Annotated in this window: 25 protein-coding genes and 1 tRNA gene; 14 read left to right on the forward strand and 12 right to left on the reverse strand. The window is 40.5% G+C overall.

Features of this window, described 5'->3' with window-relative positions; all coding sequences use genetic code 11:
• The 9 genes from VGA95_00885 to VGA95_00925 form a co-directional block, all read left to right on the forward strand.
• The coding region (locus VGA95_00885) for an RNA polymerase sigma factor RpoD/SigA (GenBank protein HEX9665096.1) at nucleotides 1-1,059 on the forward strand (1,059 nt) is incomplete at its 5' end.
• 263 nt (nucleotides 1,060-1,322) lie between these two features.
• Nucleotides 1,323-1,655 (forward strand): hypothetical protein, encoded by a 333-nt coding sequence (locus tag VGA95_00890; GenBank protein HEX9665097.1) that lies wholly within the window; start codon nucleotides 1,323-1,325, stop codon nucleotides 1,653-1,655.
• Nucleotides 1,656-2,049: 394 nt separating this feature from the next.
• Complete coding sequence (gene rsmD / locus VGA95_00895; protein ID HEX9665098.1) at nucleotides 2,050-2,598, forward strand: 16S rRNA (guanine(966)-N(2))-methyltransferase RsmD; 549 nt, start codon at nucleotides 2,050-2,052, stop codon at nucleotides 2,596-2,598.
• Entirely contained in the window at nucleotides 2,595-3,092 is a 498-nt protein-coding gene (gene coaD, locus VGA95_00900; protein ID HEX9665099.1) for a pantetheine-phosphate adenylyltransferase, read from the forward strand. The genes rsmD and coaD overlap by 4 nt, the downstream gene beginning before the upstream one ends.
• A gap of 5 nt (nucleotides 3,093-3,097) precedes the next feature.
• Nucleotides 3,098-4,291, forward strand: a complete 1,194-nt coding sequence (locus VGA95_00905) for a pyridoxal phosphate-dependent aminotransferase (protein ID HEX9665100.1) — start codon at nucleotides 3,098-3,100, stop codon at nucleotides 4,289-4,291.
• Nucleotides 4,292-4,384: 93 nt separating this feature from the next.
• Nucleotides 4,385-5,512: an amino acid ABC transporter substrate-binding protein gene (locus VGA95_00910; GenBank protein HEX9665101.1), complete on the forward strand. Its 1,128-nt coding sequence runs from the start codon at nucleotides 4,385-4,387 to the stop codon at nucleotides 5,510-5,512.
• Between the two features lie 167 nt (nucleotides 5,513-5,679).
• The gene (locus VGA95_00915; protein HEX9665102.1) at nucleotides 5,680-6,270 is read left to right on the forward strand and encodes a TetR/AcrR family transcriptional regulator; all 591 of its coding nucleotides are present in this window, start codon (nucleotides 5,680-5,682) and stop codon (nucleotides 6,268-6,270) included.
• A 61-nt stretch (nucleotides 6,271-6,331) separates the two neighbouring features.
• Nucleotides 6,332-7,015 (forward strand): sigma-70 family RNA polymerase sigma factor, encoded by a 684-nt coding sequence (locus VGA95_00920; protein HEX9665103.1) that lies wholly within the window; start codon nucleotides 6,332-6,334, stop codon nucleotides 7,013-7,015.
• 151 nt (nucleotides 7,016-7,166) lie between these two features.
• Nucleotides 7,167-7,517, forward strand: a complete 351-nt coding sequence (locus VGA95_00925; GenBank protein HEX9665104.1) for a nuclear transport factor 2 family protein — start codon at nucleotides 7,167-7,169, stop codon at nucleotides 7,515-7,517.
• 52 nt (nucleotides 7,518-7,569) lie between these two features.
• Here the strand turns inward: VGA95_00925 and VGA95_00930 are convergent, their stop codons facing one another.
• The 4 genes from VGA95_00930 to VGA95_00945 all read right to left on the reverse strand — a co-directional run bounded on the left by VGA95_00930 (nucleotide 7,570) and on the right by VGA95_00945 (nucleotide 9,940).
• Nucleotides 7,570-7,794 (reverse strand): hypothetical protein, encoded by a 225-nt coding sequence (locus VGA95_00930; GenBank protein HEX9665105.1) that lies wholly within the window; start codon nucleotides 7,792-7,794, stop codon nucleotides 7,570-7,572.
• A gap of 167 nt (nucleotides 7,795-7,961) precedes the next feature.
• Entirely contained in the window at nucleotides 7,962-8,318 is a 357-nt protein-coding gene (locus tag VGA95_00935; GenBank protein ID HEX9665106.1) for a hypothetical protein, read from the reverse strand.
• Between the two features lie 975 nt (nucleotides 8,319-9,293).
• Nucleotides 9,294-9,725, reverse strand: coding sequence for a putative toxin-antitoxin system toxin component, PIN family (locus tag VGA95_00940; protein HEX9665107.1), 432 nt, complete (start codon nucleotides 9,723-9,725; stop codon nucleotides 9,294-9,296).
• Entirely contained in the window at nucleotides 9,701-9,940 is a 240-nt protein-coding gene (locus VGA95_00945; GenBank protein HEX9665108.1) for an AbrB/MazE/SpoVT family DNA-binding domain-containing protein, read from the reverse strand. Before VGA95_00945 ends, VGA95_00940 begins: the two co-directional genes overlap by 25 nt.
• Before the next feature lie 442 nt (nucleotides 9,941-10,382).
• On the opposite strand from VGA95_00945, the gene VGA95_00950 reads away from it, so the two are divergent.
• Entirely contained in the window at nucleotides 10,383-10,721 is a 339-nt protein-coding gene (locus VGA95_00950) for a hypothetical protein (GenBank protein ID HEX9665109.1), read from the forward strand.
• Nucleotides 10,722-11,406: 685 nt separating this feature from the next.
• Here the strand turns inward: VGA95_00950 and VGA95_00955 are convergent.
• A complete protein-coding gene (locus tag VGA95_00955; protein HEX9665110.1) occupies nucleotides 11,407-11,895 on the reverse strand; it encodes a hypothetical protein in 489 nt (162 codons plus the stop codon).
• A 227-nt stretch (nucleotides 11,896-12,122) separates the two neighbouring features.
• Between VGA95_00955 and VGA95_00960 the strand changes: the two genes are divergently transcribed.
• Nucleotides 12,123-12,485, forward strand: coding sequence for a hypothetical protein (locus VGA95_00960; protein HEX9665111.1), 363 nt, complete (start codon nucleotides 12,123-12,125; stop codon nucleotides 12,483-12,485).
• Nucleotides 12,486-13,627: 1,142 nt separating this feature from the next.
• Here VGA95_00960 and VGA95_00965 read toward each other — a convergent pair.
• Nucleotides 13,628-13,703: transfer RNA gene (locus tag VGA95_00965), tRNA-Ala, on the reverse strand.
• A 108-nt stretch (nucleotides 13,704-13,811) separates the two neighbouring features.
• Here VGA95_00965 and VGA95_00970 point away from each other — a divergent pair.
• Nucleotides 13,812-15,113: a homoserine dehydrogenase gene (locus tag VGA95_00970; GenBank protein ID HEX9665112.1), complete on the forward strand. Its 1,302-nt coding sequence runs from the start codon at nucleotides 13,812-13,814 to the stop codon at nucleotides 15,111-15,113.
• Between the two features lie 72 nt (nucleotides 15,114-15,185).
• On the opposite strand, the gene VGA95_00975 is transcribed toward VGA95_00970, so the two are convergent.
• From VGA95_00975 to VGA95_00995, 5 genes are all read right to left on the reverse strand, one after another.
• Nucleotides 15,186-15,998, reverse strand: coding sequence for a helicase associated domain-containing protein (locus tag VGA95_00975; GenBank protein ID HEX9665113.1), 813 nt, complete (start codon nucleotides 15,996-15,998; stop codon nucleotides 15,186-15,188).
• A 333-nt stretch (nucleotides 15,999-16,331) separates the two neighbouring features.
• A complete protein-coding gene (locus VGA95_00980) occupies nucleotides 16,332-17,693 on the reverse strand; it encodes a sigma-54 dependent transcriptional regulator (GenBank protein ID HEX9665114.1) in 1,362 nt (453 codons plus the stop codon).
• Nucleotides 17,694-17,698: 5 nt separating this feature from the next.
• Nucleotides 17,699-19,180: an ATP-binding protein gene (locus VGA95_00985; protein ID HEX9665115.1), complete on the reverse strand. Its 1,482-nt coding sequence runs from the start codon at nucleotides 19,178-19,180 to the stop codon at nucleotides 17,699-17,701.
• Nucleotides 19,181-19,231: 51 nt separating this feature from the next.
• Nucleotides 19,232-20,122, reverse strand: a complete 891-nt coding sequence (locus tag VGA95_00990) for a prepilin peptidase (protein ID HEX9665116.1) — start codon at nucleotides 20,120-20,122, stop codon at nucleotides 19,232-19,234.
• Nucleotides 20,058-22,220, reverse strand: coding sequence for a CDC48 family AAA ATPase (locus VGA95_00995; protein HEX9665117.1), 2,163 nt, complete (start codon nucleotides 22,218-22,220; stop codon nucleotides 20,058-20,060). The genes VGA95_00990 and VGA95_00995 overlap by 65 nt, the downstream gene beginning before the upstream one ends.
• Before the next feature lie 120 nt (nucleotides 22,221-22,340).
• Here VGA95_00995 and recF point away from each other — a divergent pair, with 120 nt between their 5' ends.
• Both recF and hpt read left to right on the forward strand, forming a co-directional pair.
• Nucleotides 22,341-23,447: a DNA replication/repair protein RecF gene (gene recF / locus VGA95_01000; GenBank protein HEX9665118.1), complete on the forward strand. Its 1,107-nt coding sequence runs from the start codon at nucleotides 22,341-22,343 to the stop codon at nucleotides 23,445-23,447.
• 28 nt (nucleotides 23,448-23,475) lie between these two features.
• The gene (hpt, locus tag VGA95_01005) at nucleotides 23,476-23,982 is read left to right on the forward strand and encodes a hypoxanthine phosphoribosyltransferase (GenBank protein HEX9665119.1); all 507 of its coding nucleotides are present in this window, start codon (nucleotides 23,476-23,478) and stop codon (nucleotides 23,980-23,982) included.
• A gap of 49 nt (nucleotides 23,983-24,031) precedes the next feature.
• On the opposite strand, the gene VGA95_01010 is transcribed toward hpt, so the two are convergent.
• Nucleotides 24,032-24,330 (reverse strand): thiaminase II (locus VGA95_01010; GenBank protein ID HEX9665120.1); only part of this gene is annotated, 299 nt, incomplete at its 5' end.

Here is a 24,330-nt window from a genome sequence, read left to right on the forward strand (position 1 = left end):
GAAATAACCAAATCCGAATTGTCATTCGAGGATTGTACTCAATCAAAAGAAGAAAAAAGAAGAAGAATTACTAATGATGATAACCTCGAAAGCCTTCAAGCTTATTTTAAGGAGATATCAAATGAGCCTCTATTAAAGCCAAAAGAAGAAAAAAAATTATCTGCGATGATGAAAAAATGTGATGAGATGATTGCGAAAATAAATACTGCGATTACAGACATATTAATTCAAAAGGATCAAATTAAACCCAAAGATGATATAGATAATATCGTAAAAGAAAAAATCTTATTAAGTAACGTTAGATGTTTAGAAAATTTGTCGAAATCCTATGCTGAATTAGCAAAGATTTTGAAGAGCCGCTTTATTAACGCTAACCTCCGATTGGTACTTAGCATCGTAAAAAAATACTTAGGTAGAGGGCTGCCATATTCTGATCTTATTCAAGAGGGCAATTTAGGATTAATGAAGGCAGTAGAAAAATTTGATCATAAAAATGATTATAAGTTTTCTACTTATGCTACATGGTGGATAAATCAATCAATATCTAGGGGAGTTAAGATTCAGAGGAGTGTACTCCAAAAACCAGTCTATCTTTTAGAACAAGCAAATAAGGTATTTCGAACAAGATCGATTCTTGATATGGAGTTGAGAAGATCACCAACTCCAGAGGAAATCGCAGAGAGGTCGGGGAATAAGGTCCAGAATGTAAAAAGAATTTTAGAATCATACAAACTCGCTCTTAGTATTGACTCACCCCTAGATGATACCGGATATACATTATTAGAGCTCATTGAGGATACTGTTTTCCCTTTACCAGATTATTCAATATACAAAACAGAGCTTAGAGTAAAGATATTGGAATCCCTTTCAGTGCTCTCTCCGAGAGAGCGGGAAATAATAAAGATGCGGTTCGGATTAGTCGAAGAGAATACCTATACCCTCGAGGAAATAGCTAAAAGGTTTCATGTTACACGTGAAAGGATAAGGCAAATAGAGGAAAGTGCGCTAAAAAAAATATCTGTTTCAAAATTCGGTAATACACTGAGGCATTATTTGTAAGCATAGAAAAAAGTAAACAGGACTTACCACGTGGGTATTAATAGTATGTTGATATATTCTTTAAATAAGGAATCATTAAAATGTGAGAAAATGAACAGTTTTCATTGTTTAATAATTTACCGTTAAACGAATCCATAACCTTCAATGATACCAAATCTTTTCATAACTGTCCTTTATCATTGTAGTTTATTTACTGTCTAGTATATTGGCATACTTGTTGCAACTATATACATACAAAAATCTATTATAGGGAGGTGAAAAAGATGAGAAAGTTATTATCGTTTTTTCTGGCCGGGTTTTTTCTCGTTACTGTTTTGTGTACCGGTATGGTTCTAAATGCTAGTGCCGCAGTTCCTTCGAACAACATGATCGGAACAGTTACTCTGGTAGGAGATAACATGATGAAAATATTGGATGATAGTACTGGTCTCGAATTTGATTATAGCATCTCTGATTCACAAGAAGATAACCTTATCACTGGCTACACGGTAGAGCTTGAAACCAATGACGGAAGGGTTATTTCTTACACGGTGCTAGGCATTCCAGAGAATGTTGAACAGATCGTCTATGCAACTCGTGGTCTTCAGGAGTTTTAGATGTGAGTATAAACCCTTAAGCAGGGACTAAAAAAGAGTTAGGTCGCAGGGTTTTTAGATCTTTGTCTTTGAAAAGGACACTGAAGGGCTCTGCGACTTAGCTTATTATTTAAATCGTATGATTGATTATGTATCAATAATGTATCAATAGGTGAGCATCGAAAATAGTAAGAATTCGTAAAACGGTCGTCATCACGAATACTCTTAAATACTTTAAATGTAGTATATTTAGACTTAACCAATTCTATTGTTTTTAATCTTTATATCCTACCGGAAAGTTTTCTATAAGATCATCTGCTTTTGAATAGTTCCGTATGACCTATCCGTGATTTTATGATTGCTTTCCATTTTGCCATTTTTGCTAATGAGGGTTGGTATGGTAGTATAACAGCCTATGTTGCAAGTGCTTACAGGTACTATAAAAGGTAGGAAATTAAAGGTTCCAAAAGGCAGAGCGATCCGTCCAACTACTAGTAGGATCAAAAAGTCGATCTTTGACACGCTTGGCGATCTTTACGGGTTAAGTGTGCTCGATATTTTTGCAGGATCCGGAGGTCTTGGAATTGAATCATTGAGCAGGGGCGCATCCCATGTAACTTTCATAGAAAAAGACCCTAACGTTTTTAAATTACTCAGGGATAATGTCGGTTCATGTGGATTTTTAGACAAAGCCGATCTAATCTGTGATGATTATGAGCGTGCGACTAAGAGACTTGAAAAAGAGGGAAGTAAATTTGATATCGTTTTTATTGACCCACCCTATAGGTTATATGAGAAGAAGGAAATTTTGGAATTCATCAATCTTGTGACCAAGTGTGTCGATTATGGATCGATCATCATAATTGAACATGAGCAAAATTTGACCGATGAAGCCAATGGTTATTCTCGGATTACTAGATCATTTGGTGGTACAAAGGTTAGTTATTTTAGAAGGATCAGCTGATGGATAGGTATGCAATATATCCCGGTTCATTTGACCCATTTACATATGGTCACTTAAATATCATTGACCGCGGTGTAAAGATCTTTGAAAATGTTGTAGTTGCTGTCGCTCATAACGTATCCAAGAAAACGATCTTTACGCTGCAAGAAAGGGTTGAGATCCTTAAGGAAATATTTAAGAGTCGACCTGAAGTTAAGGTAGATTTCTTTGAAGGATTACTTGTCGATTACGCAAGAAAATTAGGCACAAACATTGTGCTTCGAGGAATGAGAACGGTTTCCGATTTTGAATCAGAGCTACAGATGGCTCTGGCGAATAAGACTTTATATAATGAACTTGAGACCGTTTTCATGGTTACGGACAGCGCATATTCACATATCAGTTCATCATTAATTAAGGAGATTATTACCTTAAATGGCTCAGTTAAAGAAATGGTTCCATATATAGTTGAAACCAAGATGAGAGAAAAGCTGCTACAAAGTCAGGAGCGATAATACGGATGAAACTTGCTTCAAGAGCTCAAAGGTTAAAACCTTCCGCAACCCTATTGATAACCGCAAAAGCGAAGGCGCTCAAAGCAGATGGCATTGATGTTGTTGGATTCGGTGCCGGTGAACCGGATTTTGACACGCCTATGAATATCAAAGATGAAGCAAAAAAGGCTATAAATAATGGATTTACGAAGTATACTGCCGTAGGTGGCACTGACGAGCTGAAGTATGCGATAATCTATAGATTGAAAGAAGATTATGGCCTTACTTATGATAAGTCTCAAATAATGGTTTCCTGCGGTGCCAAACATACGCTTTACAACTTAACACAGGTCATCATAGATGAGGGAGATGAGGTAATAATACCTTCTCCATACTGGGTATCTTATCCCGAGCAGGTTACATTGGCCGGTGGAACACCAGTGATTATTGAGACCCGTGAGGAAGAGGGTTTCAAGATAGATCCTGATGAACTAAAGAAAAAGATAACATCCAGAACCAAGGCATTTATCTTAAACTACCCATCAAATCCCACCGGTGCCACATACAATGAGGAAGACCTTCGAGAGATTGCAGGAATTGCTTTGGACGCTGGCCTGATAATAATTTCAGATGAGATATACGACAAGATTATTTACGATGGTTTGACTCACACACCGATTGCAACAATTGGTGAAGATGTTAAAGAATCTACTATCCTCGTGAATGGTGTTTCGAAGTCTTATTCTATGACGGGATGGCGTATAGGATATTCAGCGGGCGATAAGGATGTCTCGAGCGCGATGAGCAAGCTGCAAGGACAATCTACGTCAAACCCCACTTCCATTTCTCAAATAGCGGCGATAGAGGCTTTTAAAGGCCCTCAGGATGAAGTTGCAAAAATGGTAAAGGAGTTTGAGATAAGAAAGAACTATATAGCCAAGAGGTTAAATGATATTCCGGGTATGAAATGTTTTCATCCGCAGGGGGCATTTTATGTGTTTCCAAATGTCTCTAATTTCTATGGCAAGAGCTACAATGGTAAGGGAATAAGGAATTCTGTAGATTTTTCCGAATACCTACTCGATGTGGCAAAGGTGGCAGTGGTGCCAGGGATTGAATTTGGTTCTGACAAACACGTGAGAATATCGTATGCCGCTTCAATGGAAGAGATAATAAAGGGCGTGGGAAGAATTGAAGAAGCCTTAGAAAAACTTAGATAGCTAGAATGTTACCGGATATTATTTTTCGTCTATAAATATCTTATTGTAATACCATAGATTCTCAACCCATAGTTGTTATATCAATTTACGAAAATGATAAAAATCGGCATTTCCATTTCATTAAGTGGTAGATATTCGATTCAGGGTAAGGAGAGCTTTGACGGGCTTCGTCTCTGGATAAAGGACGTAAATGGTTCAGGCGGCATTTTCGTTAAGGATTACAATGAAAAAATTCCGTTAGAGCTTTTCCATTACGACGATGAGAGTTCTGTAGATAAATGCAAGAAGAATGTAGAAAAGCTGATTCTTAATGATAGGGTGGATTTATTGATTGGGCCCTATTCCAGCGGGCTCACCCTGGCTGTTGCGCCTTTGGTCGGAGAATTGAAAAAGACGATTTGGAATCACGGAGGGTCATCAGACGATATAACGAATCAAGGCCTTAAAAACATTGTTAGTGCTATTACTCCAGCCAGTGAGTACTTTAAGGGAATCATTGAAATGGTAAGAAAAATTGATGGCTCTGCACGAAGGATTGCCATATTTAAGGCAGAAGATAGCGGTTTCTCAGCCAATGTGGCAGATGGAGTAGTAGGATATGGTAAGGAAAAAGGGTTTGAGGTGGCAGAATATAAATATTTGTCCGGTACAAATGATTTTACCTCCCTTCTTCGACTAGCAGAAGAAAATGAGCCTGATTTAATTCTCGGTGCTGGACGAATGGAAGATGACTTACTCCTAGCCAAACAGATATTAAGGGATAAAAGCAAGGCAAAGGCGATTGGACTTGTTGTTGCAGGTATAAAAATATTTTATGAAACGTTTGGAAAGAAGGCTCAAGGTTTTCTTTCATCGAGTCAGTGGGAACGGGGCATGGGCATAAAACCGGAATTTGGTCCAACGCCGGACGGGTTTTTTAACATTTTTAAAGATGAATACGGAAAGGAACCAGATTATGTTGCTGCACAAGGATTTAATATTGGTTTAATTATTCAAAGATGTATTGAGGGGGCAGGAACGCTCGACGGCGATGCTCTTAGGGAAGAAGCAAATAGATCGGACTTTAAGACTTTCTACGGTCATTTTAGGATAGATCCTGTCACCGGAAGGCAATTAGGACATCGAAATGTCATAATTCAATGGCAGGGGGGTGAGAAATACACCGTGTATCCTGAGGAGATGGCGGAGGCAAAACTGATATACCCTGGACCCTGGTTTTAAAACCGATAGCCTTGCCTCTATTGATTATCTTTAAATTCATTCGGACAGATCGATAGGCGGGGTTTTCCAACCCCGCTCGACGACTACAGGGTACTGAATAGATAAATTTTTTTGGGATATAAATACCCCCCTTGACAATCTATCTATCAGTAGATAGGTTATACGGGATGGAAGAAAGAGTTAAATGCAATGAAGTTGCGCAGGAGATACTGGACCTTGCGCAGAATCTGTTTCAAGAGCGGGGATACAACTCCTTTAGCTATCGAGATCTTTCGAAGCAAGTGGGTATCAAAACATCAAGTATTCACTATTACTTTCCAACAAAAGGAGATCTGGCAAGGGCAATTGTAGTGAGATATAAGGAACATTTTAATGAGGCCTTTTCCCAGATTGGCACTCGATCGAATGATCCAAAGGAGAAGCTTGAGCTTTACTTGCAGCTCTTTATTGACGGCTTCAGATCCTGTAAGAGGGTTTGCCTTTGTACTATGCTTGCCTCTGATTTTGTTAATCTCCCGGAAGGGGTTCAAGAAGAGGTAAAAGGGATATTTTCGGATAATGAGGCGTGGATAGCTAAAGTTTTAGAAGAGGGTCGTGACTCAGGTGTTTTTGAGTTCAAGGGATCCCCGGAAAGGATGGCTAGAATGATTTTTTCTGCGCTGGAGGGTTCTATAATCTCAGCGCGGATATTTGAAAATGAGCATCGGTTATCTTTTACGTCTGATTGGATTATGAGAATGCTGCAACCTAAAAAATAAACTTAAAAAATTTTGACCTTATGATCTATCTACTGATAGATAGTATTGAGGAGGGAAAAACATGCATTTAAACGTCACGGAATCAAGATCTAATAGTGTGGCTAGACAATTTCAAATTGATAGCCCTTTGCTAGCACCACACCACGATTTGTCTGATGAAGAGCTTGTCAGGATGTTTGTAGAAGAAAGGGACGAAGACGCATTTAACGAGATCGCTAATCGTTATGGAGAGAAGGTGTTTAGACTTGCCCTTAGAATAACACATAGTACACATATCGCGGATGAAGTCCTGCAAGAGGTGTTTTTAACACTCGTTGAGAAACTGGATTCCTTTCGAGAGGAGTCGACGTTTTCAACATGGCTTTATCGAGTTGCTACAAACGCAAGTTTAATACAGATCCGGAACGAGAAGAGAGATGGAAGAAATATTAGCCTAGAGGACTATGTCCCATATGATGAGAAAGGAATGCTATTGGGAATTTCACTGAAGGATTGGAGTCATACACCAGACGAGGTGCTCGTCGAGAAAGAGGGTCTGGAGGTTATAGATAGGGCTATCAATGAGTTACCGGAAAAGTATAGAATAATTTTTCACTTGAGGGATGTAGAAGGTTTAACAAATAAAGAAGTCGGGGATATATTGGGGCTCAGTATTTCTGCAGTAAAATCCCGAATCCATAGGGCAAGGCTTTATCTGAGGGATAAGCTATCTGACTACTTTTACGAACGGCTAAAAAACATATGAATCCATTTTTGCGTCTAATTGAACCTAATCCGAAGCTGTAAGAAATATATATTTAGTGACGAGCCATTGAGCCTATGGATGTGGCTCTCACTTTTCGGCTCGATAACAAACATAGCTTAAGATACATACAATAAATTAAGGAGGGGAAATTATGCATTTACGGGAATTAGTTGAGGACCTAAATTCTATGATACTTGAAGGCGGGGCTTTAGAGGCATTTGAAAAATATTACGCCGAAGATGTTGTGATGGAGGAGAACGAGCTCCCACCGACCATTGGGAAAGCTGCTAACAGAGAGAGGGAAAAGGAATTTTTCTCGAACTTAGTTGAACTTAGGGGTGCTGATGTAAAGGCAGTTGCGGTTGGCGATGATGTTACGATGGTTGAATGGTTTTTTGACTACACGCATAAGGAGTGGGGTAGGCGCACATATCACCAGGTCGCAGTTCAGCGCTGGAAGGATGGTAAAATTGTTCATGAAAGGTTTTATTATGGCAGGTGATTAAGTTTTAATAGAAATAGTTCTCATAAATCAAATTGCAATAGGTCATTGGTTATTCAAAATAGCAGGTGCCATAGTCGGGTATTCCACCATCCGTCTCCTGTTCCTCAAGCCAGTCGAACTGGCAATAACATACTCCAATTTCACCGCAATCATAAGAGGTACTGCATTTCTTTCCTTGATTACAATCAGAGCACCTCACAGGGTTGGCCGTGATATACAGAGCGCTTCCGATGATCATAAAAAACACGATTGCGCTAATCATAATTTTTTTCATCTCATGACCTCCATCGTTCTTTATTACACTGCGCAACTATTATTCTTATTTTGTTCCTTATTTTTTAACGCTCCTGGAGTGAAAGAGGTATCCGACATTAATAATAATATTGTTTCAAACTCAAATCATTTATTGAGAATTAAAATTAGAAATTTCAATTAAACTTCCTAATAACCTGCGTCTTCTATGTCCCAACTCTCCCAATCCTCATCGCGATCTTGCCTTTTCTGTATTTCATCGGTATATGTCTCTTGCATGTAATTAACTACGTTGTCAGACACGCCTATTTGCCTTAGCCGCGCGTATTGGTTGCCGTCGAGCTTATATACTGTCTTGGATTGTTGAATTTCATTTATGATTTCCTGGTCACTTGCTCCAGCCTTTGTCATCTCGATGATCTGTGAGACAGTGACTTTAGTTGGGCTGTTGCTTGAGACTGATGCACAGGCCCCAAGAAATAACAAGAGTGAGGGAATGATAAGTAAAGAAGACGTCTTAAAAACGAATAACCTGATTTGTAACATATCCTCTCCTTTATAACTATACTTAGGATTTTAATCTAGAACTCTCCGTCTTCTATTTTAAACCGTAAATATTTAGATAACAATAGTATTAACGCATTGTTTTCTTTTTTGTTTCGTTTTTCATCAGGAGAGGTATTGAGCATTGTCTTTGTTTTGCCTCAAGGTCTTGTTTAAACGCTGTTGACAGTTCACTTATTTGATTAATAATTGTGTTCTATGAGTAATGGTGCTCTCATTTATCTCTTCATCGGCTTAATCGTCGCTGTATTATTGGTTGCTTATTTTGGCAGAGAATCTTTTTCTGATTCAGCCGATAGATATTTTTGCTACCCGCAAGAAGACACTATATTGCCTGATGGGAGTTATTATAGCTGCCTTGTATGCGTTGACCGGACTACCGGAAAGGTCGACGAATCCTGCAAAAAATTCGATAACTAAACCGAAAGATTTCCTCCCCCACTTGTGGGGGAGGATTACGGTGGGGGTAAGCATTCATAATATTTCTCATATAATTAGCAGTGAAATTTTATACGATAGGCGGGGTTTTCAACCCCGCCTGCCGACTTAAGTAAGCTTTCTTCCGGAGCCGTTCGTCCTGAGCCTGTCCTGAGCCTGGTCGAAGGGGGTCGAAGGATGATCCGGGTTTTCCCCATACTCCGACAAGACCATACCAAGCCAAATGTGGGGCATGAGAAAAGGGCTTCACAAACAAATAAACAAATAAGCAAAGCCTGACCCCAGCCATGGCTAGGCGTAAAAGAAGAAATATGAAGCTCCAGTACGTATATGAAGTGCCTATTAAGCGGTTGCGCCTCCCCCTTTAATCTGCGAACAAGGACATAGGTTACGCTTTGATTTCCTCCTTTTGTAAAGGAGGATTAAGGAGGATTTGGCTAAATTTTTGGTCGGCTAGCCTGTACTGAGTTAATCGAAGTGCCCAGTACAAGCTTCGTGAAGCAATCTTGAACGTCCCCTTTATATACTACGAAAAATGTTTAATAAATCCGAAGGATTAATAATTCTCACTGACTTATACATTTGAAGTCTGTGTAAATCTTTATCCCCACTGACTATGAACTTAGCCTTTGCTGAAAGAGCGCAGGACAAAAACTTATCATCATCGGGATCTTTACAAACCCCTTTAACAGCTTTTTTTATTTCAATGACTTCAAAGAAGGGGAGCACCTCTTTATAAATAATAATGTGTATCTCATCTTTCGAGAGGGCAAACCTTGGGTATTCAAGAACTTTTCTAAATTCATCGAATGTTTCCATTGACACTACAGGAATTATCTTCCTACTCTTCCATAAATCCACTATCTTTGACGTTTCTTTTTTGAAAAGGAGGGCCGATACAAGAACATTTGTGTCAAGAACAACCTTTATCTTCCCTTTCTTCTTGCCCATTTGATAGCTTCTTCTACATCCTTTTCCTCAATTCCAAGTCTCTCCATCTTAACTCTTATTTCTTCGAGTAAATCTATTTCGGGGCTTATCGTTACGGGTGTAAGGACTATCTTTCTGCCCTTGACTCGAACATCAAAATATTCAATATCAGGGAATTCCTTGACGATATCTTTTGGTAAAGTGAGTTGGTTTTTAGATGTCTTTTTTGCAAGCATTGTCATTACTTCCTTACAGTAAGGATACATTGTTATACAGATAAATCAACAAAACTGATCAATTTGAAAGCCTTGCTAAGTGGCGGGGACCCTTCTCAATCAAAATTCGAATTAACGAGGGGTGCGTTTTTTATAGCATCGATTGGAAGTCTCCAGATGAGATGAACCCTGGTATCATGTTTGATTAAGCTTTTGTATGACTCTGTTGCCTGTACTGATTATGATTAATTTATAAGCAATATCCACGCGGTAACACATTTAAATATCTTATGATTAAAGGGTTGCCCCTTTGATCCAGCTCCGACCTCTATGTACCCGACTCTTTACCCTACCTTACCTAATATTTCGGTTACATTTTACGTCGCAGAATACGAGGTATTGACTTATTAACGAGACCTGTGCTAAAAAGGTACGAAAATCTAAACTTAATGGAGGACATAACATGTGGAGATACCTTACATCTTTATTAGTGGTGACAGTTGTATTTGCGGGATTGGTGTTCGTTTCCTGGACGCCCACTGCCAAGGCAGGGGGGACGATGACTTCTTCTTGTACTGATTTTTGTGAAGAAGCCTTCATCTGCGCCTGTGCCCTGAAGCTCGGCGGGAATTTACGTGAGACAAGGTGCCAGTTTAACACAGAGCCTACATGTCAATTGGGTTTTGACTATGGTTATGAAGGGACTTATTGCAATTGCGACCCTGACCCCAAGTGCTTTAGTTGGAAAGAAAATGACAGAGTGTGGCTAAGCTTTCCTCAACCTTACAATTTTTGCGATTAGCCGATGTAAGGGTAGACGCCCTGAGGGGTGCGGTCCAAAAGTGTAAGGGTTCCAGACTATTATCGATTGCGGATGCGAATCAGCTATATGCAATGACGACTGCACATACCTCTGTTAGACATAAGACGTTTCTATTACCTTACAGGCCAATGTGCCACAGGTAGAATTTGAGAAGATGCGCAGCAATCCTTACACATTGCTCGATTGCTTACACACCTATTCAAAGCTCCAATGGAAAGCCTTTAACTAGGCGGAATCATATTGAGGTTACCTCTCCCCGCTCTTGCTCATGAAGCCGGGTGACACGCTGACAGAAGTTTGCTATTCGCTTTGGACTATACTTAGTGCGTAGGGTTGTGCTATGTCTATGAATAGATAGATTCCCATCTCAACTTACACCATCTGATAGGTGAAATAGTGGTTATTCCGCCTCATCAACAACGCCGGCCTCAATCAGCTCTTCAACAATCAAATCCATATCCCTCTTGCCCAAGTCATTATTCGGGTAAGTGTCTTTGATGAAATCCATATCCGCTCTAGTCAGTATTTACAGGGATTTCATAAAGATCAATGAATCAATAAGTAGTCCTTATTATTTTGGTAATAATAATTCTAACTTGCTAATGATCGGTCCTCCCGGAACGGGAAAGACGATGCTTGCAAGGATCCAGATACCTTTCCCGGTTTAATCCGTGGTGACTCTTTGCCCCGTAAAGGTGTTTGGACCGAAGGTGTTAATCGGGGTTGCATCAGGGTCTAACGGGTTTTGGTCAGGACCAAATATCTCGACAAGAACCTCTCCGGTAATCTCATTAAACCCCGGCTGGAATTCCACAGTAAAACTTGAACGCCCAAACCCGGTGAATACACCTGTGTCCGAGTCGAATGTAAAGTTGAGTGTCTTGATGATTACCTGTCTGTTCCCAAACCGGTTCCATGCCCCCTGCTGGACTCCAAACGGGGGTGGGATCATCTGTCCTGAATTCTGGCTGAAGGCAGTACCGCTGGCTGTAATCGTCAGTATCTGAAGAAAGCCATCGCTCTGGGTGAGCAGGTAGGTTCCAGCGACCTTATTTTGAAAATCCGCTCTTGCTTCTCGAGGTTGCATGATTATGGAGACGTATAATATAAAGAACCCCAGTATGAAAAGGGTGAAGACATTCTGTTTTTTCATTGAGAATCCTCCTTTAATAGTCGTTTATGACGAAGATTAGCACCACGCTACTTCCAAGTCAAAATACGGTGCGGTTGACTTCTTCTTAGTTAAAGATTTACAATTAATAGAATTTGAAAGTCCCTCGCGCCAATCTTAGAACAATCAAATCCGACCTTGAACAAGCCCTATTGCATTACACCGCCTTTAGGAAAGGGGATCCTATCCCATCCGGGTTAGTCCCTTATTTGCAATTGCTAAGCGAGGTTGATAGCGTAGCCGCGTTTGTCGATAGTTTCAAACAAGATAGAAGCCGGTTGCACTACCAGGCGCTTATTATGTTCTTAGAAGGTAAACCGATAGATCAAATAGCTCTCGAGCTTAAAAACAAAGTGACACTGAAGCAGATTGAATGCTGGATCTATGGCAATGACCAGGAAATAGGGTTAGTAGGCTTTACCTTCGAGACATTCGTAAAACTTTCGACCTGGTGCCCGTTCTGCGACTTCAGATCAACGAACGGCAATGCGGGCATGGCGCCGTATCCCCTTAGATCGCGAATGTGTTATCACCGGGAATTGGCCTGGGCCGAAGACGCCCACTATCGATGACCAAACCAAGGGGCAATATGTATTAATAGGGGTACAGAAAGTCTCTAATAATTAAGCTAAGTTCCAATACACTCATCGTGAATTATTTTTTAAATCACCAACTTTTTGCATATGTTGTTTCATCAATCTCTCCATTGTCCCATCGCATATAAAAGCACCCGTATATAGGGGTCGCGTCTTCACAATTCACAAATCGTAGTAATCGATTTGGATTTTGTAATATGGCAAGAGCCTTGAGGCTTTGATTTGAGAATGCATGCCACCGTATAACCTCCAGGGGAAGTAGAAGAGAAAATATCTTTTATACTGGTAAAGATCAATCTTTATTTTAGAGAAACTAAACGAGACTCTTAATAAATACTCCGTAGTATCCTATGCGTACTGTCTTATGAAAAATTATTACCACTTAATGGGTGATACAGCGCTATCACAGAGCGACAGTAGCTCTAGGGGAAAAATGTCGGGGGGAATAAAAGATCGTATAAAATGCTAAAGGAAATTGAGCGTGTCCGGTGATTATTTGTGAATTGTGAAGATACGACCCCGCACGCTTCAGATGTATTCTCTTCATTTTATAACCTTCGGTGCATTATAAGCATAAATCTTGGATAAGAAATATCAAACTTCATGTATCCTAAGAAACCTTTCAATGGATAAAAGGGTCGTGAAAAAGGCTTTGCCTATTTGCTTATTGAAGTGTCCTACCATGAAGATATGTGAGAGCACACTTAATTGCTCGGGTGTAGAACTTAATTTTTGATTGATCGGGACTGGAAAGTCCCGACTATCGATTATTTTTGAAGTTACCATCACATATCGATAGTCGGGGTTTTCAACCCCGCTTAGCGACTCAAGCAGAGCTTCTTCTGGAGCCGTTCGTCCTGAGCCCGTCGAAGGATGAACGGCATCAATCCATTCCGAAAATCCATTCTTCCATCCTTCGACCCCCTTCGACCAAGCTCAGGGCAGGCTTCGATATTACTCAGGATTCAGGACAGGCCCTTCGATTCGACTCAGGGCTGGGATGAGCGGATAGCAAAATAATGGATCCCCGATAAATGCATTCGGGGATGACATCGGGTAGAACGGAAGCTACGGAGCCAGAACATTGTTTTTGTAATAGGGATAGAGAAGAGTATGCCTGGTGGAGCCGAAGGGAATTGAACCCTCGACCTCATGAATGCCATTCATGCGCTCTCCCAACTGAGCTACGGCCCCACTAGTCCTCATTAATTTAAGCCCTCTTTGATTTATTGTCAAATTTAATAATGTATAATTGTTCGACGTAAATTAGCCATGACACTGGTGTGCTAAGGAGAATTATTTATGAATGTCATTAATGTCGGCTTGATTGGGGCTGGTACGGTTGGATGCGGAGTCATTAAAGTGCTCAGTCAGAATGCGGATATTATAGAGAAAAGAACCGGGATAAGGATTGAGTTAAAGAGAATAGCCGACATAGATCCTGATAGAAAAAGGCCGGTAGAAATACCTAAATCATTATTTACGACCGACGCATGGGATTTAATTGAGGATAGCTCTATACCTATTGTTATCGAGCTTGTAGGTGGTACTACTGTGGCTAAAGACCTTATCTTAGGGGCTGTAGAAAAGGGTAAGAATGTTGTAACCGCGAATAAGGCACTCATAGCACATCATGGAAAGGAAATATTCACTGCTGCGAGGAAGAAGGGGGTTGATATCGGCTTCGAGGCGAGTGTCGGAGGCGGGATACCGATAATCAAGGCTATTAAAGAGGGATTCATTGCAAACAAGATTCTTTCTATTCATGGGATAATGAACGGTACCTCAAACTATATACTCTCGAGGATGACTGAGGAAGGAAAAGAGTTTAATGACGTACTCAGACAGGCTCAAATTGAGGGTTATGCTGAGTCCGACCCTTCATTTGACATCGATGGGATTGATGCGGCTCATAAGCTCTCCATACTTATAATGATATCTTTCGGAGTGTTTCTAGATTTCAAGAAAATCTACATTAAGGGAATCCGCGAGATAACTCCAATCGACATTTCTTTTGCGGATGAGCTCGGTTATAAGATAAAGCTTCTTGCTATAGCCAAGTCTAGAGATGAAGGATTAGAAGCCGGTGTATATCCGACACTTGTTCAAAAGGGAACTCAAATCGCGGATGTCTCGGGAGTGTTTAATGCGATTTATATTGTGGGAGATTCGGTTGGACCCACTATGCTCTATGGAATGGGCGCAGGGATGATGCCCACTGCAAGCGCTGTTTTAAGCGATGTCGTTCAAATTGCCAAAAACATAGAAAGGGGAAATTCGTGTACATCTCTTCCCAAATTTTATAACAATAAAAATTCCTCTTTTTTAATCCCGATGTCGGAGATCACAACTAAATACTATTTACGGTTCCAGGTCGAGGACAGACCGGGTGTACTGGGACAAATTACCGGATGTTTAGGACAAAATAATATTAGCATCGAATCCGTCATTCAGAAGGGAAGACATTTGGGGGGAGGAGAGGTTCCTGTAGTCATAATGACTCATGAAGCAAAAGAAAGAGATTTACTTTCCTCTCTTCAAGCTATTGATAATCTCGCGGTTGTAAGAGCCCGAAGTATCTTTATCAGGATTGAGGAATTGTAGAATTATCATAATTAATCAGCATTAAGCTATTCTGTATCACAATAATAGCATTCTAGGTAATGTATTTAATTATCATTCCCGTTTCTGCTTCTCCTTCGCTTTTGCTGTAACAGGATGGCCTTCACTTGAATTCCATTCGACCCCTAATTTATTGAGCACCTCAATCCTATCCTTCTGCAATATACCACCGCGATACCTGATTTTCTGCTTAAATAGCCATTTATACAGGGGGTACATGCTGACCGGGGGCCATCTATTGGGATTTTTTTGTCTGTATCTTTTAAGCTCCTCGTGTTTTTTTTGCCACCTCTTATTTCTAGCATCCGGAAACCAGAGAAATCCAACTTTATCTAATTTATTTTTTCTGTACTTAGGATACTCCCCGACTTCTCTCAATTTACCTTGATACCACATCCTATTGTTATGACACCAGAAAGCTATCGTTCTTTCTCTTCTACCCTTGGCATCCTTACTGGGCCATCTGTCAGGATGGTTCTTTCTAAATTCAATTAGTTTTTGTAATTGTTCTTCCCATCTGCTTTTATTTTCTTTAGTCGGATTCCACACAACACCTATTGACTCTAGTAACTTAATCTGTCTTTTAGAAAGTATTCCACTTCGCTTGTTTTTTCTTTGTCTTGCAAGCCATGAAGCTAAAACATATTGGTTAGTACCTGCTGCGGAAGGTTTTAGACTTGGGAGCCGTTTGGTCCTATTTTTGAGTTTTACTATTTCGTCGTACCTATTTCTCCAGGACTTATATTCTCTAATATTATCCATTTGTCTCTTCGCTATCCTTGCTATGATTGTATCCTTTCCACTAGGGTAATACTGAGATTCTTGGATATGCCTTTTATGAGATCCGAGGATATGGTTATTTATCATACCCCGGGATTAAATTTCCTCATCTCGGTATTTATTATAACTCCATTTTAAACAAATGGGCAAGTACAATTTTTCCGGAGCTTATTTATCGTTAATGGGTGTTTAAGTCATTAAAGTTCATAAGCCGAGATGCCAATGGGATCGTGATTCGAACTAAGACCGGATAGAAATCGAATAATTGATATGATAATATTATCGTCAACATACTACTCGAAATCGGTTTTTTTGGGGTAAGAGGTCTGGGATTATGTGTTCAAGTAATTCCTGAGAGTTCCATCTTAATGAGAATGTGCTAAAAAAGTCATCGGGAAATTTGCATGGTTGAAAGCTGGTTTAGTCGTCTTCTTCTGTTTGCCCATGATGTTTTAGCTTATAATGCAGAGAGCGTCGGCTTAAGCCCAGAAGCTTCGCGGCCTCAGTGCGGTTTCCTTTTGCCTCGAAAAGAGCCTTTTCTATGTAATACTTTTCCAATCTTTGCCAGGCTTCTCCGAGCGAAATTGAATTTTCACGAAAATCTTTACTTATTTCATTCTTCGTAGCCCCCAAATCTAAATGCTGGATAATGTCCGAATCTGTGAGGATTGCACCTCTTTCGATAACATTTTCAAGCTCTCTCACATTTCCGTACCATGGATAATCTAATAGCTCAGACATAACGTCGTCACTGATGCCCTTGATCCTTGGATTAAGTTTAGTCCTGAATTTTCTTATAAAATGATCAACAAGACAGTTGATGTCCTCTTTCCTTTCCCTTAGAGGCGGAATGTGAATCGGCAGCACGTTTAGGCGATAGAATAACTCGTTTCTGAATTTCCCTAACTCTATATCTTTATCTAATTTGCTAGATGTTGCTGCTATAATTCTCACATCAATTTTGATAGTCTTTGTATCTCCAAGCCGTCTGATTTCCTCTTCTTGTAATACTCGCAAAAGCTTTGTCTGGAGTTGTAGGGGCAGCTCTCCGATTTCGTCAAGTAAGAGTGTTCCACCATGGGCTTCTTCAAAAAGACCCCTTTTTGTTCTATCAGCCCCACTGAATGCTCCCTTTGCGTAACCGAAGAGTTCGCTTTCCAAGAGTTGCTCGGGGATAGCTGAGCAGTTAATAGCTACGAATGGTTCCTCTCTTCTTGGACTTGCACGGTGAATCGCTCTCGCAATTAATTCTTTCCCTGTTCCGCTTTCGCCTGTAATAAGAACGGTAGTTTTAAACTGAGATGCTTTTCTGGCGAGAGCTATCACCTCTCTCATTTTATCACTTTCAAACAATATTTCTTCGAAGCCATCATCCTTTCCGAGTTCCTTGCGGAGATACAGATTTTCCTTCTTTAGTTTTTCCCTCTCTTTAGCCATAGCCATTCGAAGTAGTAATTCCTCTGTGTTTATGGGTTTGCTTATATATTCCGAAGCGCCGGCTTTAATTGCTTCAATGGACGTCTCTAGAGTTCCATATGCAGTTATCATTATCAGGATTGAACCCGAGTCACGATTTTGAATCTCTTTGAGAAATTGTATGCCATCCATCCCTGGCATCTTTATATCGCAGATTATATAGTCGTAATGTTTCCCACTGTCTAATAGTCGGAGTCCTGATGTTGCACTTTCAGCGCATTCAACTTCATATCCTTCCATCTTAAGAATTAAAGAGAGGGTTTCTCTAATGCCAATTTCGTCATCGATTATCAGGACGCTGTACATAGTAATTACCCCTCAATATTTGGGAATACTATTGTGAAAGTGGTTCCCGACCCGGGTTTACTTTCTGCTGATATATGTGCATTAAATCCCTGAAGGATTCTTTCCGAGACGGATAGTCCTAAACCTGTTCCCATACCGGGCTCTTTCGTCGTGAAAAACGGGTCGAAAATTTTATCGATTATTTCTTCCGGAATGCCGCGACCGTTGTCCTTCAAGCTCAGTTCAATCGTTCCATCTTGATTTTCGGATGTCTTGATTTCTATTACACCGTCTCCATTTATTGCATCTTTTGAATTTAGAATCAGGTTTATTATTACCTGCGATAATTGATGATAATCCGCCCTTGTAATAAGAGGCTTATCGGAAAGCCCGAGCCTAAGGTCTATCTTTCTCAGCAAACCTTGACTTTGTATAATTTCGACAGAGTGTTTGATGACGTCATTAACGTCTATCTTCTTCAATTCAAAGTCTCTCCGCCTCGAGTAGTCGATGAGGGTTCGGATAATTCTATCGATTCTTTCCACCTCTTTGTGTATGTTATCGAGAAATTCATTTGCTCTACCCTCATCATGTAGGTAACCTCTCTTTAATACTTCGACGTAGCCTCTTATTGCGGATAGGGGATTTCCAATTTCATGCGCAACGCCTGCCCCTAGCCTTCCAAGAGAAGCGAGCTTCTCTGAGGCAATGAGCTCTCTCTGCGTTTTAATCAATTCTCTGTTCGATTCTTCCAATGCCTGGATGTTATTTTTCAGGCTATTCTTGGTATTCTCGATTTCATCATACATGCTCCTAAGGGCGATATGTAAATGATTAATCTCTTTAACTCCTCCCAAATCAAGATTGTCAGGGAAGTCACCCCTACTTATATAATCCGTTGCTTTGATAAGTTTTTGCACTGGGTTTACGACTCTCCTCGACAAAATATATAGCCCGTAGATTCCGATAATCACCAAATTCATAAGAATTGAGATAGAAATGAGTAGCTGGCCTGAGATTATTTCTTTCTCTAGGGATAAAAGTGGTTGATAAAGAAGAACTACACCAACTTGAGTTCTTCCGTTCATGATGGGGGAGATTATCTTAAATCCCTCGTAATAAGAAAAAGGCGGCATATTGATTCCATCGACATCGATCATAGTTTCCCCGCTTTTCATGACCTCCAGGATTCGTGGGTCGGCTGAAACGCCGAAATTATTATTTGATTCAGCATTGAATAAAATCCGTTTTCCATTTTTCTCTGTTATCACACCCCATGAACCGGGACCAAGAACATCCTTTAGAAAGTTGATACCCTTTTCCATGTCTGATTCGTTAGAATAAATTGAGTTGAACGCAGTGATAGTAGATCTTACTCCGTTTATTTTCCCTTGGAGCGCAGATCGACCGGTGACGATGAATGCGATAATGCCTATCAACAGCATTGCAACAGCTGTTAGGAATAGGATATTAATCAGTATCTCTGCCCTAAGCCCTATTTCCCGCATATCGATTCATTATAAAATATTTTAGAAGGATATGTGATAATTTAATTCTAATTAAATCCTAGGGTATGCTTCGCTTACAAAGAGGTATAGCGCTGCTGCTAATGAAAGGAAAGGGCCAAAAGGCAGCGCGTACTTTATGTCACCTCTCTTATAAAATATTATTGCTAACCCGACAATCGTCCCGAGTACGGAGCTAATGAGGGTCACATAGATTATACTTTTCCAGCCGAGAAAGGCACCAATCATCGCCAGGAGCTTTACATCTCCCATACCCATTCCCTCTTTTTTTCTGATTATTAGGTACAGAAGTGCTATTAGGTATAGGAGACCCCCTCCCAGTATTGCCCCAAAGATAGAATCGAATACTGGCTGACTTCCGATTATTGAGGCGACCTTATAGAGATGGGAATTTGAATCGGTGAGAAATATCGTAAGATTGCCCCAGTCCGTTCTCATGACGCCATATACAATTCCGATGAATATACCGGGGATGGTAATTGCGTTGGGAATAATCATGTGTTCAATATCGATGAACGTAACAACAACGAGGCAAAACAAAAATATTACGTAGAAGAATGTCTGAAGCGTAATACCAAATTTCCAGACTGACAAAACACAGATTATTCCCGAAAGAATCTCCACGATCAAATATCTTGGCGAAATCTTGGCTCTACAGTTCTTACATCTCCCACGGAGCAAAAGAAAGCTTATAACTGGGATGTTGTTATAGAATCTTAGAGGTGTCTTACATGATATGCAATGTGAGCGAGGATGGATAATTGAAATACCGTTTGGAACCCTGTAAATACAGACGTTTAGAAAGCTTCCCAAGAAAGTGCCGAAAATGAATGAAAGTATAAATAAAATAAGAGGATCATTAATCACTTTGGTGAGTTCCGGAGGTCCTACCGGGATCATAATGCTTAGGGAAAATGAATCCATTTATCTTGGCCATCTCATTTAAAGCTTCTTCGAAATGATTCCGTGTAATTTTTAAAATCCCCTTGCCCTTTTTCAAATGCTTTCTTATCGCAATAAGTGAGGCCCTTTGGCACAACAATTCAACATCCGCACCGGAAAATCCCTTGATCTCCCTGGACAGCTCTTTAAGGTTGACGTCGCTTGCCAGTGGTTTGCTTCGGGTATGTATTTTTAGTATTTCGACTAATGCATTTTCATCTGGAAAAGGTATTGATAAGAATAGGTCGAATCTTCCTGACCTTAGCAGCGCGGGATCTACTATATCTACCCTGTTCGTAGCAGCAATCACTGAAACACCTGTAAGCTCCTCGACTCCATCCATTTCTGTTAGAAGCTGACTGACAACTCTTTCTGAAACATGGTTACCTTCAGTTGCTGAACGACAGGGTGCAAGTGCGTCGATCTCATCGAAGAAAATTATGCATGGTGAAACCTGCTTTGCTTTTTTAAAGACTTCTCTGACTGCTCGTTCCGACTCTCCCACATATTTTGACAAAAGCTCGGCACCCTTTACGGAGATGAAGTTCAGGCCACTTTGATTCGCAATTGATTTCGCGAGGAGGGTTTTACCGGTGCCGGGTGGTCCGTAAAGTAATATTCCCTTTGGGGCCTTTGTTCCAGTTGTCTCAAAAAGCTCCTTATACTTAAGAGGCCAGATTACAGCTTCAGTAAGTCTGTCATTAATATCATCCAGGCCCCCGACATCTTCCGGATCTACTTTTGGAATGTCTACAATGATTTCTCTTATCGCGGATGGCTCGACTTCTCTTAAAGCGTCCATAAAATGTTCCATTTCAACATTCAGATCCAGTAGAGCTTCATAGGGTAAAGAACCGCCTCCGAAGTCTATGTCTGGGATCGTGTTCCGAAGAGCCTTCATGGCGGCTTCTCTACATAGGTTTTCAATGTCCGCGCCAACGAAACCATGTGTTAGATCGGCAAGCCTTTCAAGGTCTATTTCTCTGTCGTTGGAAATTGGCATGCCACGGGTGTGCACCTCGAATATCTCTAGCCTTCCGTTTCTATCGGGAACGTCCAAACTGACTTCTCTGTCAAACCTGCCCGGTCTCCTCAATGCCGGGTCAAGCATACTTGGAAGGTTCGTAGCCCCTATTACAACCACCCTTCCTCTATCCTTAAGTCCATCCATTATTGCAAGTAGTTGAGCAACGACCCGTTTCTCTACGTCTCCAGATACCTTCTCCCTTTTTGGTGCAATGGCATCCAGTTCGTCGAGGAAGATTATTGATGGTTGATTCCTTGACGCCACCTCGAAGATATCTCTTAGACGGGCTTCACTCTCACCATAGAATTTGTGGATAATTTCTGGCCCGTTTATCACTTGGAAGTTGGCATTAGTCTCATGAGCGATTGCCTTAGCTAGAAGCGTCTTCCCGCTTCCGGGCGGCCCGACTAATAGCACACCACGCGGCGGCGTTATGCCTAACCTCTCAAATACCTGAGGATATCTAAGCGGGAGTTCGACAATTTCCCTTACTTTTCTGATCTGTTCTTTTAGTCCACCAATATCTTCGTACCTGACGCCTACGCTATCAATCTTAACTTTCGGCTGTTTTCTAAGGGTTAATTTGGTCGTTGAAGTTATTACCCCTGCTACTGACGGCATGGTCCCAAGAACTAAAAGTTCCTCGATTTTTGATCCGGGCAGTGTGATCTTAACTCTATCGCCAACGGTGACTGGCGCGCCTTCAAGTCGATTTAACAAATATTTTTTTTCATCACCGTTTAACAGGAGTGAGTCGTTTAAGGGGGCCAGCACGACCTTAGTTGCAATCTTGGTCTCAATCTTCTTTATTTTGACGCGGTCATCTATACCTACTTTGGCATTTTCCCTTGTTATTCCATCTACCTGAATTATTGATTTTTCCCGGACGGAACTTTCTAATGGCATGATCCTGACAACTGTTTTCCTTTTACCTCCAATTTCGACTAGATCCCATTCATCCACACCAAGTGCGTTCATATCCTTTGCGTCAATTCTCGCAAAACCTTTTCCAGCGTCCTTTACTGATATTTCGGAAATTCTAAGGCTCAACATTTTCAAATCACCTGATAAAAAACATAATACCGACAGCTGCTATAGAGGTCAATAATAGTATAATTGATTAAAAGAATAATCTAAATTATAATGTTTTTAACCCCATAGTTCAGCATTCCTGTGATACTAAAATCATTAACCATTAAAAACTTCAGAAATTATGAGGAAGGGTTGTTTACCTTCCATGAAGGTTTCAACATTATCCATGGAGACAACGCGCAGGGCAAAACCAATCTGCTCGAGGCGATTCACCTTTTATTAACTTTTAGACCATTCAAACAGTTGAAGATAGAGGAGCTCATCAGTTTCGGACATTTACAAGGAAAGATAAAAGGTGAGGTCGAAACCCATTCTGGGCTGAATGAAGTATATATATTACTTACGAAGGCTGGGAAAGCCGTAAAGCTCAATGGAAAGATAATTTACAGTTTGACTAAGGCGCTCGGGAGGTTTAATTTAGTGACTTTTTTGCCGTCGGATATTGATTTGATAAAGGGTCCGCCCCAGAACAGGAGAAAGTATATGGACTCGCTTATATGTAGTTTTGATCCTCAACATTTATTGGACCTAAAATCATACTACCGCGCATTGAGCCAGAGGAACGCGTTACTTACAAAGAAAGATAAATTCTCAAAGGATACGCTGGAAATTTGGGATTCAAAGGTTGCAGAGCTGGGTGCGAAAATAATAGAAAGGAGAATAAGATTTATAAGAAAGCTCCAACCTGAGTTTAGGGCCATTCATAAATTGCTCAGTGGAATTAATTCAGAACTAATCGTTCAATACAGATCTACATTCAGGTTCTTGAGTGGAATTGAGAGATCGTTAAAGAATGAGCTGAGCTCAAGGGTTGGTAAGGATATAAGACTTGGACATACTTCAGTGGGACCGCACAGAGACATAATTGAAATTAGGATCGATGGAAAGGACTCATCGGGTTTTGCTTCGCAGGGAGAAGCAAAAACGCTTGCACTGGCACTGAAGTCTGCTGAAATAGAGCTGACGAAAAACATGCTAGGTAGAACTCCTATCCTTCTTTTGGATGATGTTATAAGTGAGCTTGACGAGAAGAGAAGAAATTTTCTATTTGACCTGCTTGAAGGATTTCTAGGCCAGGTCTTTGTAACCGCAACATCGGCAAGGGAGGTACATTACAAGGGAGCCAAAAAGATATTTAATATTATAGCAGGAAGAGCATATATAGAGGGGTCGAAACTTAACGTTTAATAACATGATCACGGAAATCAAAGGAAGAATGCTCAAGCGGGTTATATCCGTAAAGGCAATCAGTAAAAGGGTAACTGAGCTCGGAAGACAAATTACTGATGACTATAGAGGAAAGGATCCGATACTTGTTGGGATTTTAAAGGGGGCGTTTGTTTTTCTCTCAGACCTCATGCGGAACATCGATCTGTCCGTACAGATAGATTTCATTCGGATTTCGACTTATAAGAGCGGTATGAAACCCGGGGAAATTGATCTTATTATGGATATATCTATGCCTATTAGGGATAGGCATGTAATCCTGGTCGAGGACATAGTTGATACAGGTGTTACGCTTAAATTTATCAGTGATAGGATACTTGCGAGAACCCCTGCTTCATATAGGATTTGTGCATTAATAGATTTAAAACAAAGAAGGGAGGTGAATGTTAAACTGGATTATGTGGGATTCGAGCTTGAAAATGGATTTATTGTAGGCTATGGATTGGACATGGCGGAGGAGGGACGGAACCTTCCAAATCTTTACAATGTTGAGTAACATGATTCATAAATTTATTTGATAAAAGTTCTTTCGAACGCTAGGGGTCTCAGACCGGCCACTTCTCTTTTCTATATCCCATGTCCCAGAACATCCACTCGTATCTGCTTGTGGTTATAAAATGATTTTTCATCTCATTTTTTTCATCTTCATTTAATTTCTTTGAGATTCTGTTTGTTAGATTTAAGACGGCTTTTACGACATCTGCAAATTCTCCTCCACCATAGGTGTCTATCCACCTCTGGTAAAGCGAGCTGGGGGAGCCCTTTGAAATAAGCGCCTTACCCACCTCCCAATAAATCCAGTAACAGGGAAGGAGTGCGCCTACAACTTCATGAAATGGAGAGG

The organism is Thermodesulfobacteriota bacterium (assembly GCA_036397855.1).
In the GTDB taxonomy this organism is placed as follows: domain Bacteria; phylum Desulfobacterota_D; class UBA1144; order Nemesobacterales; family CSP1-2; genus DASWID01.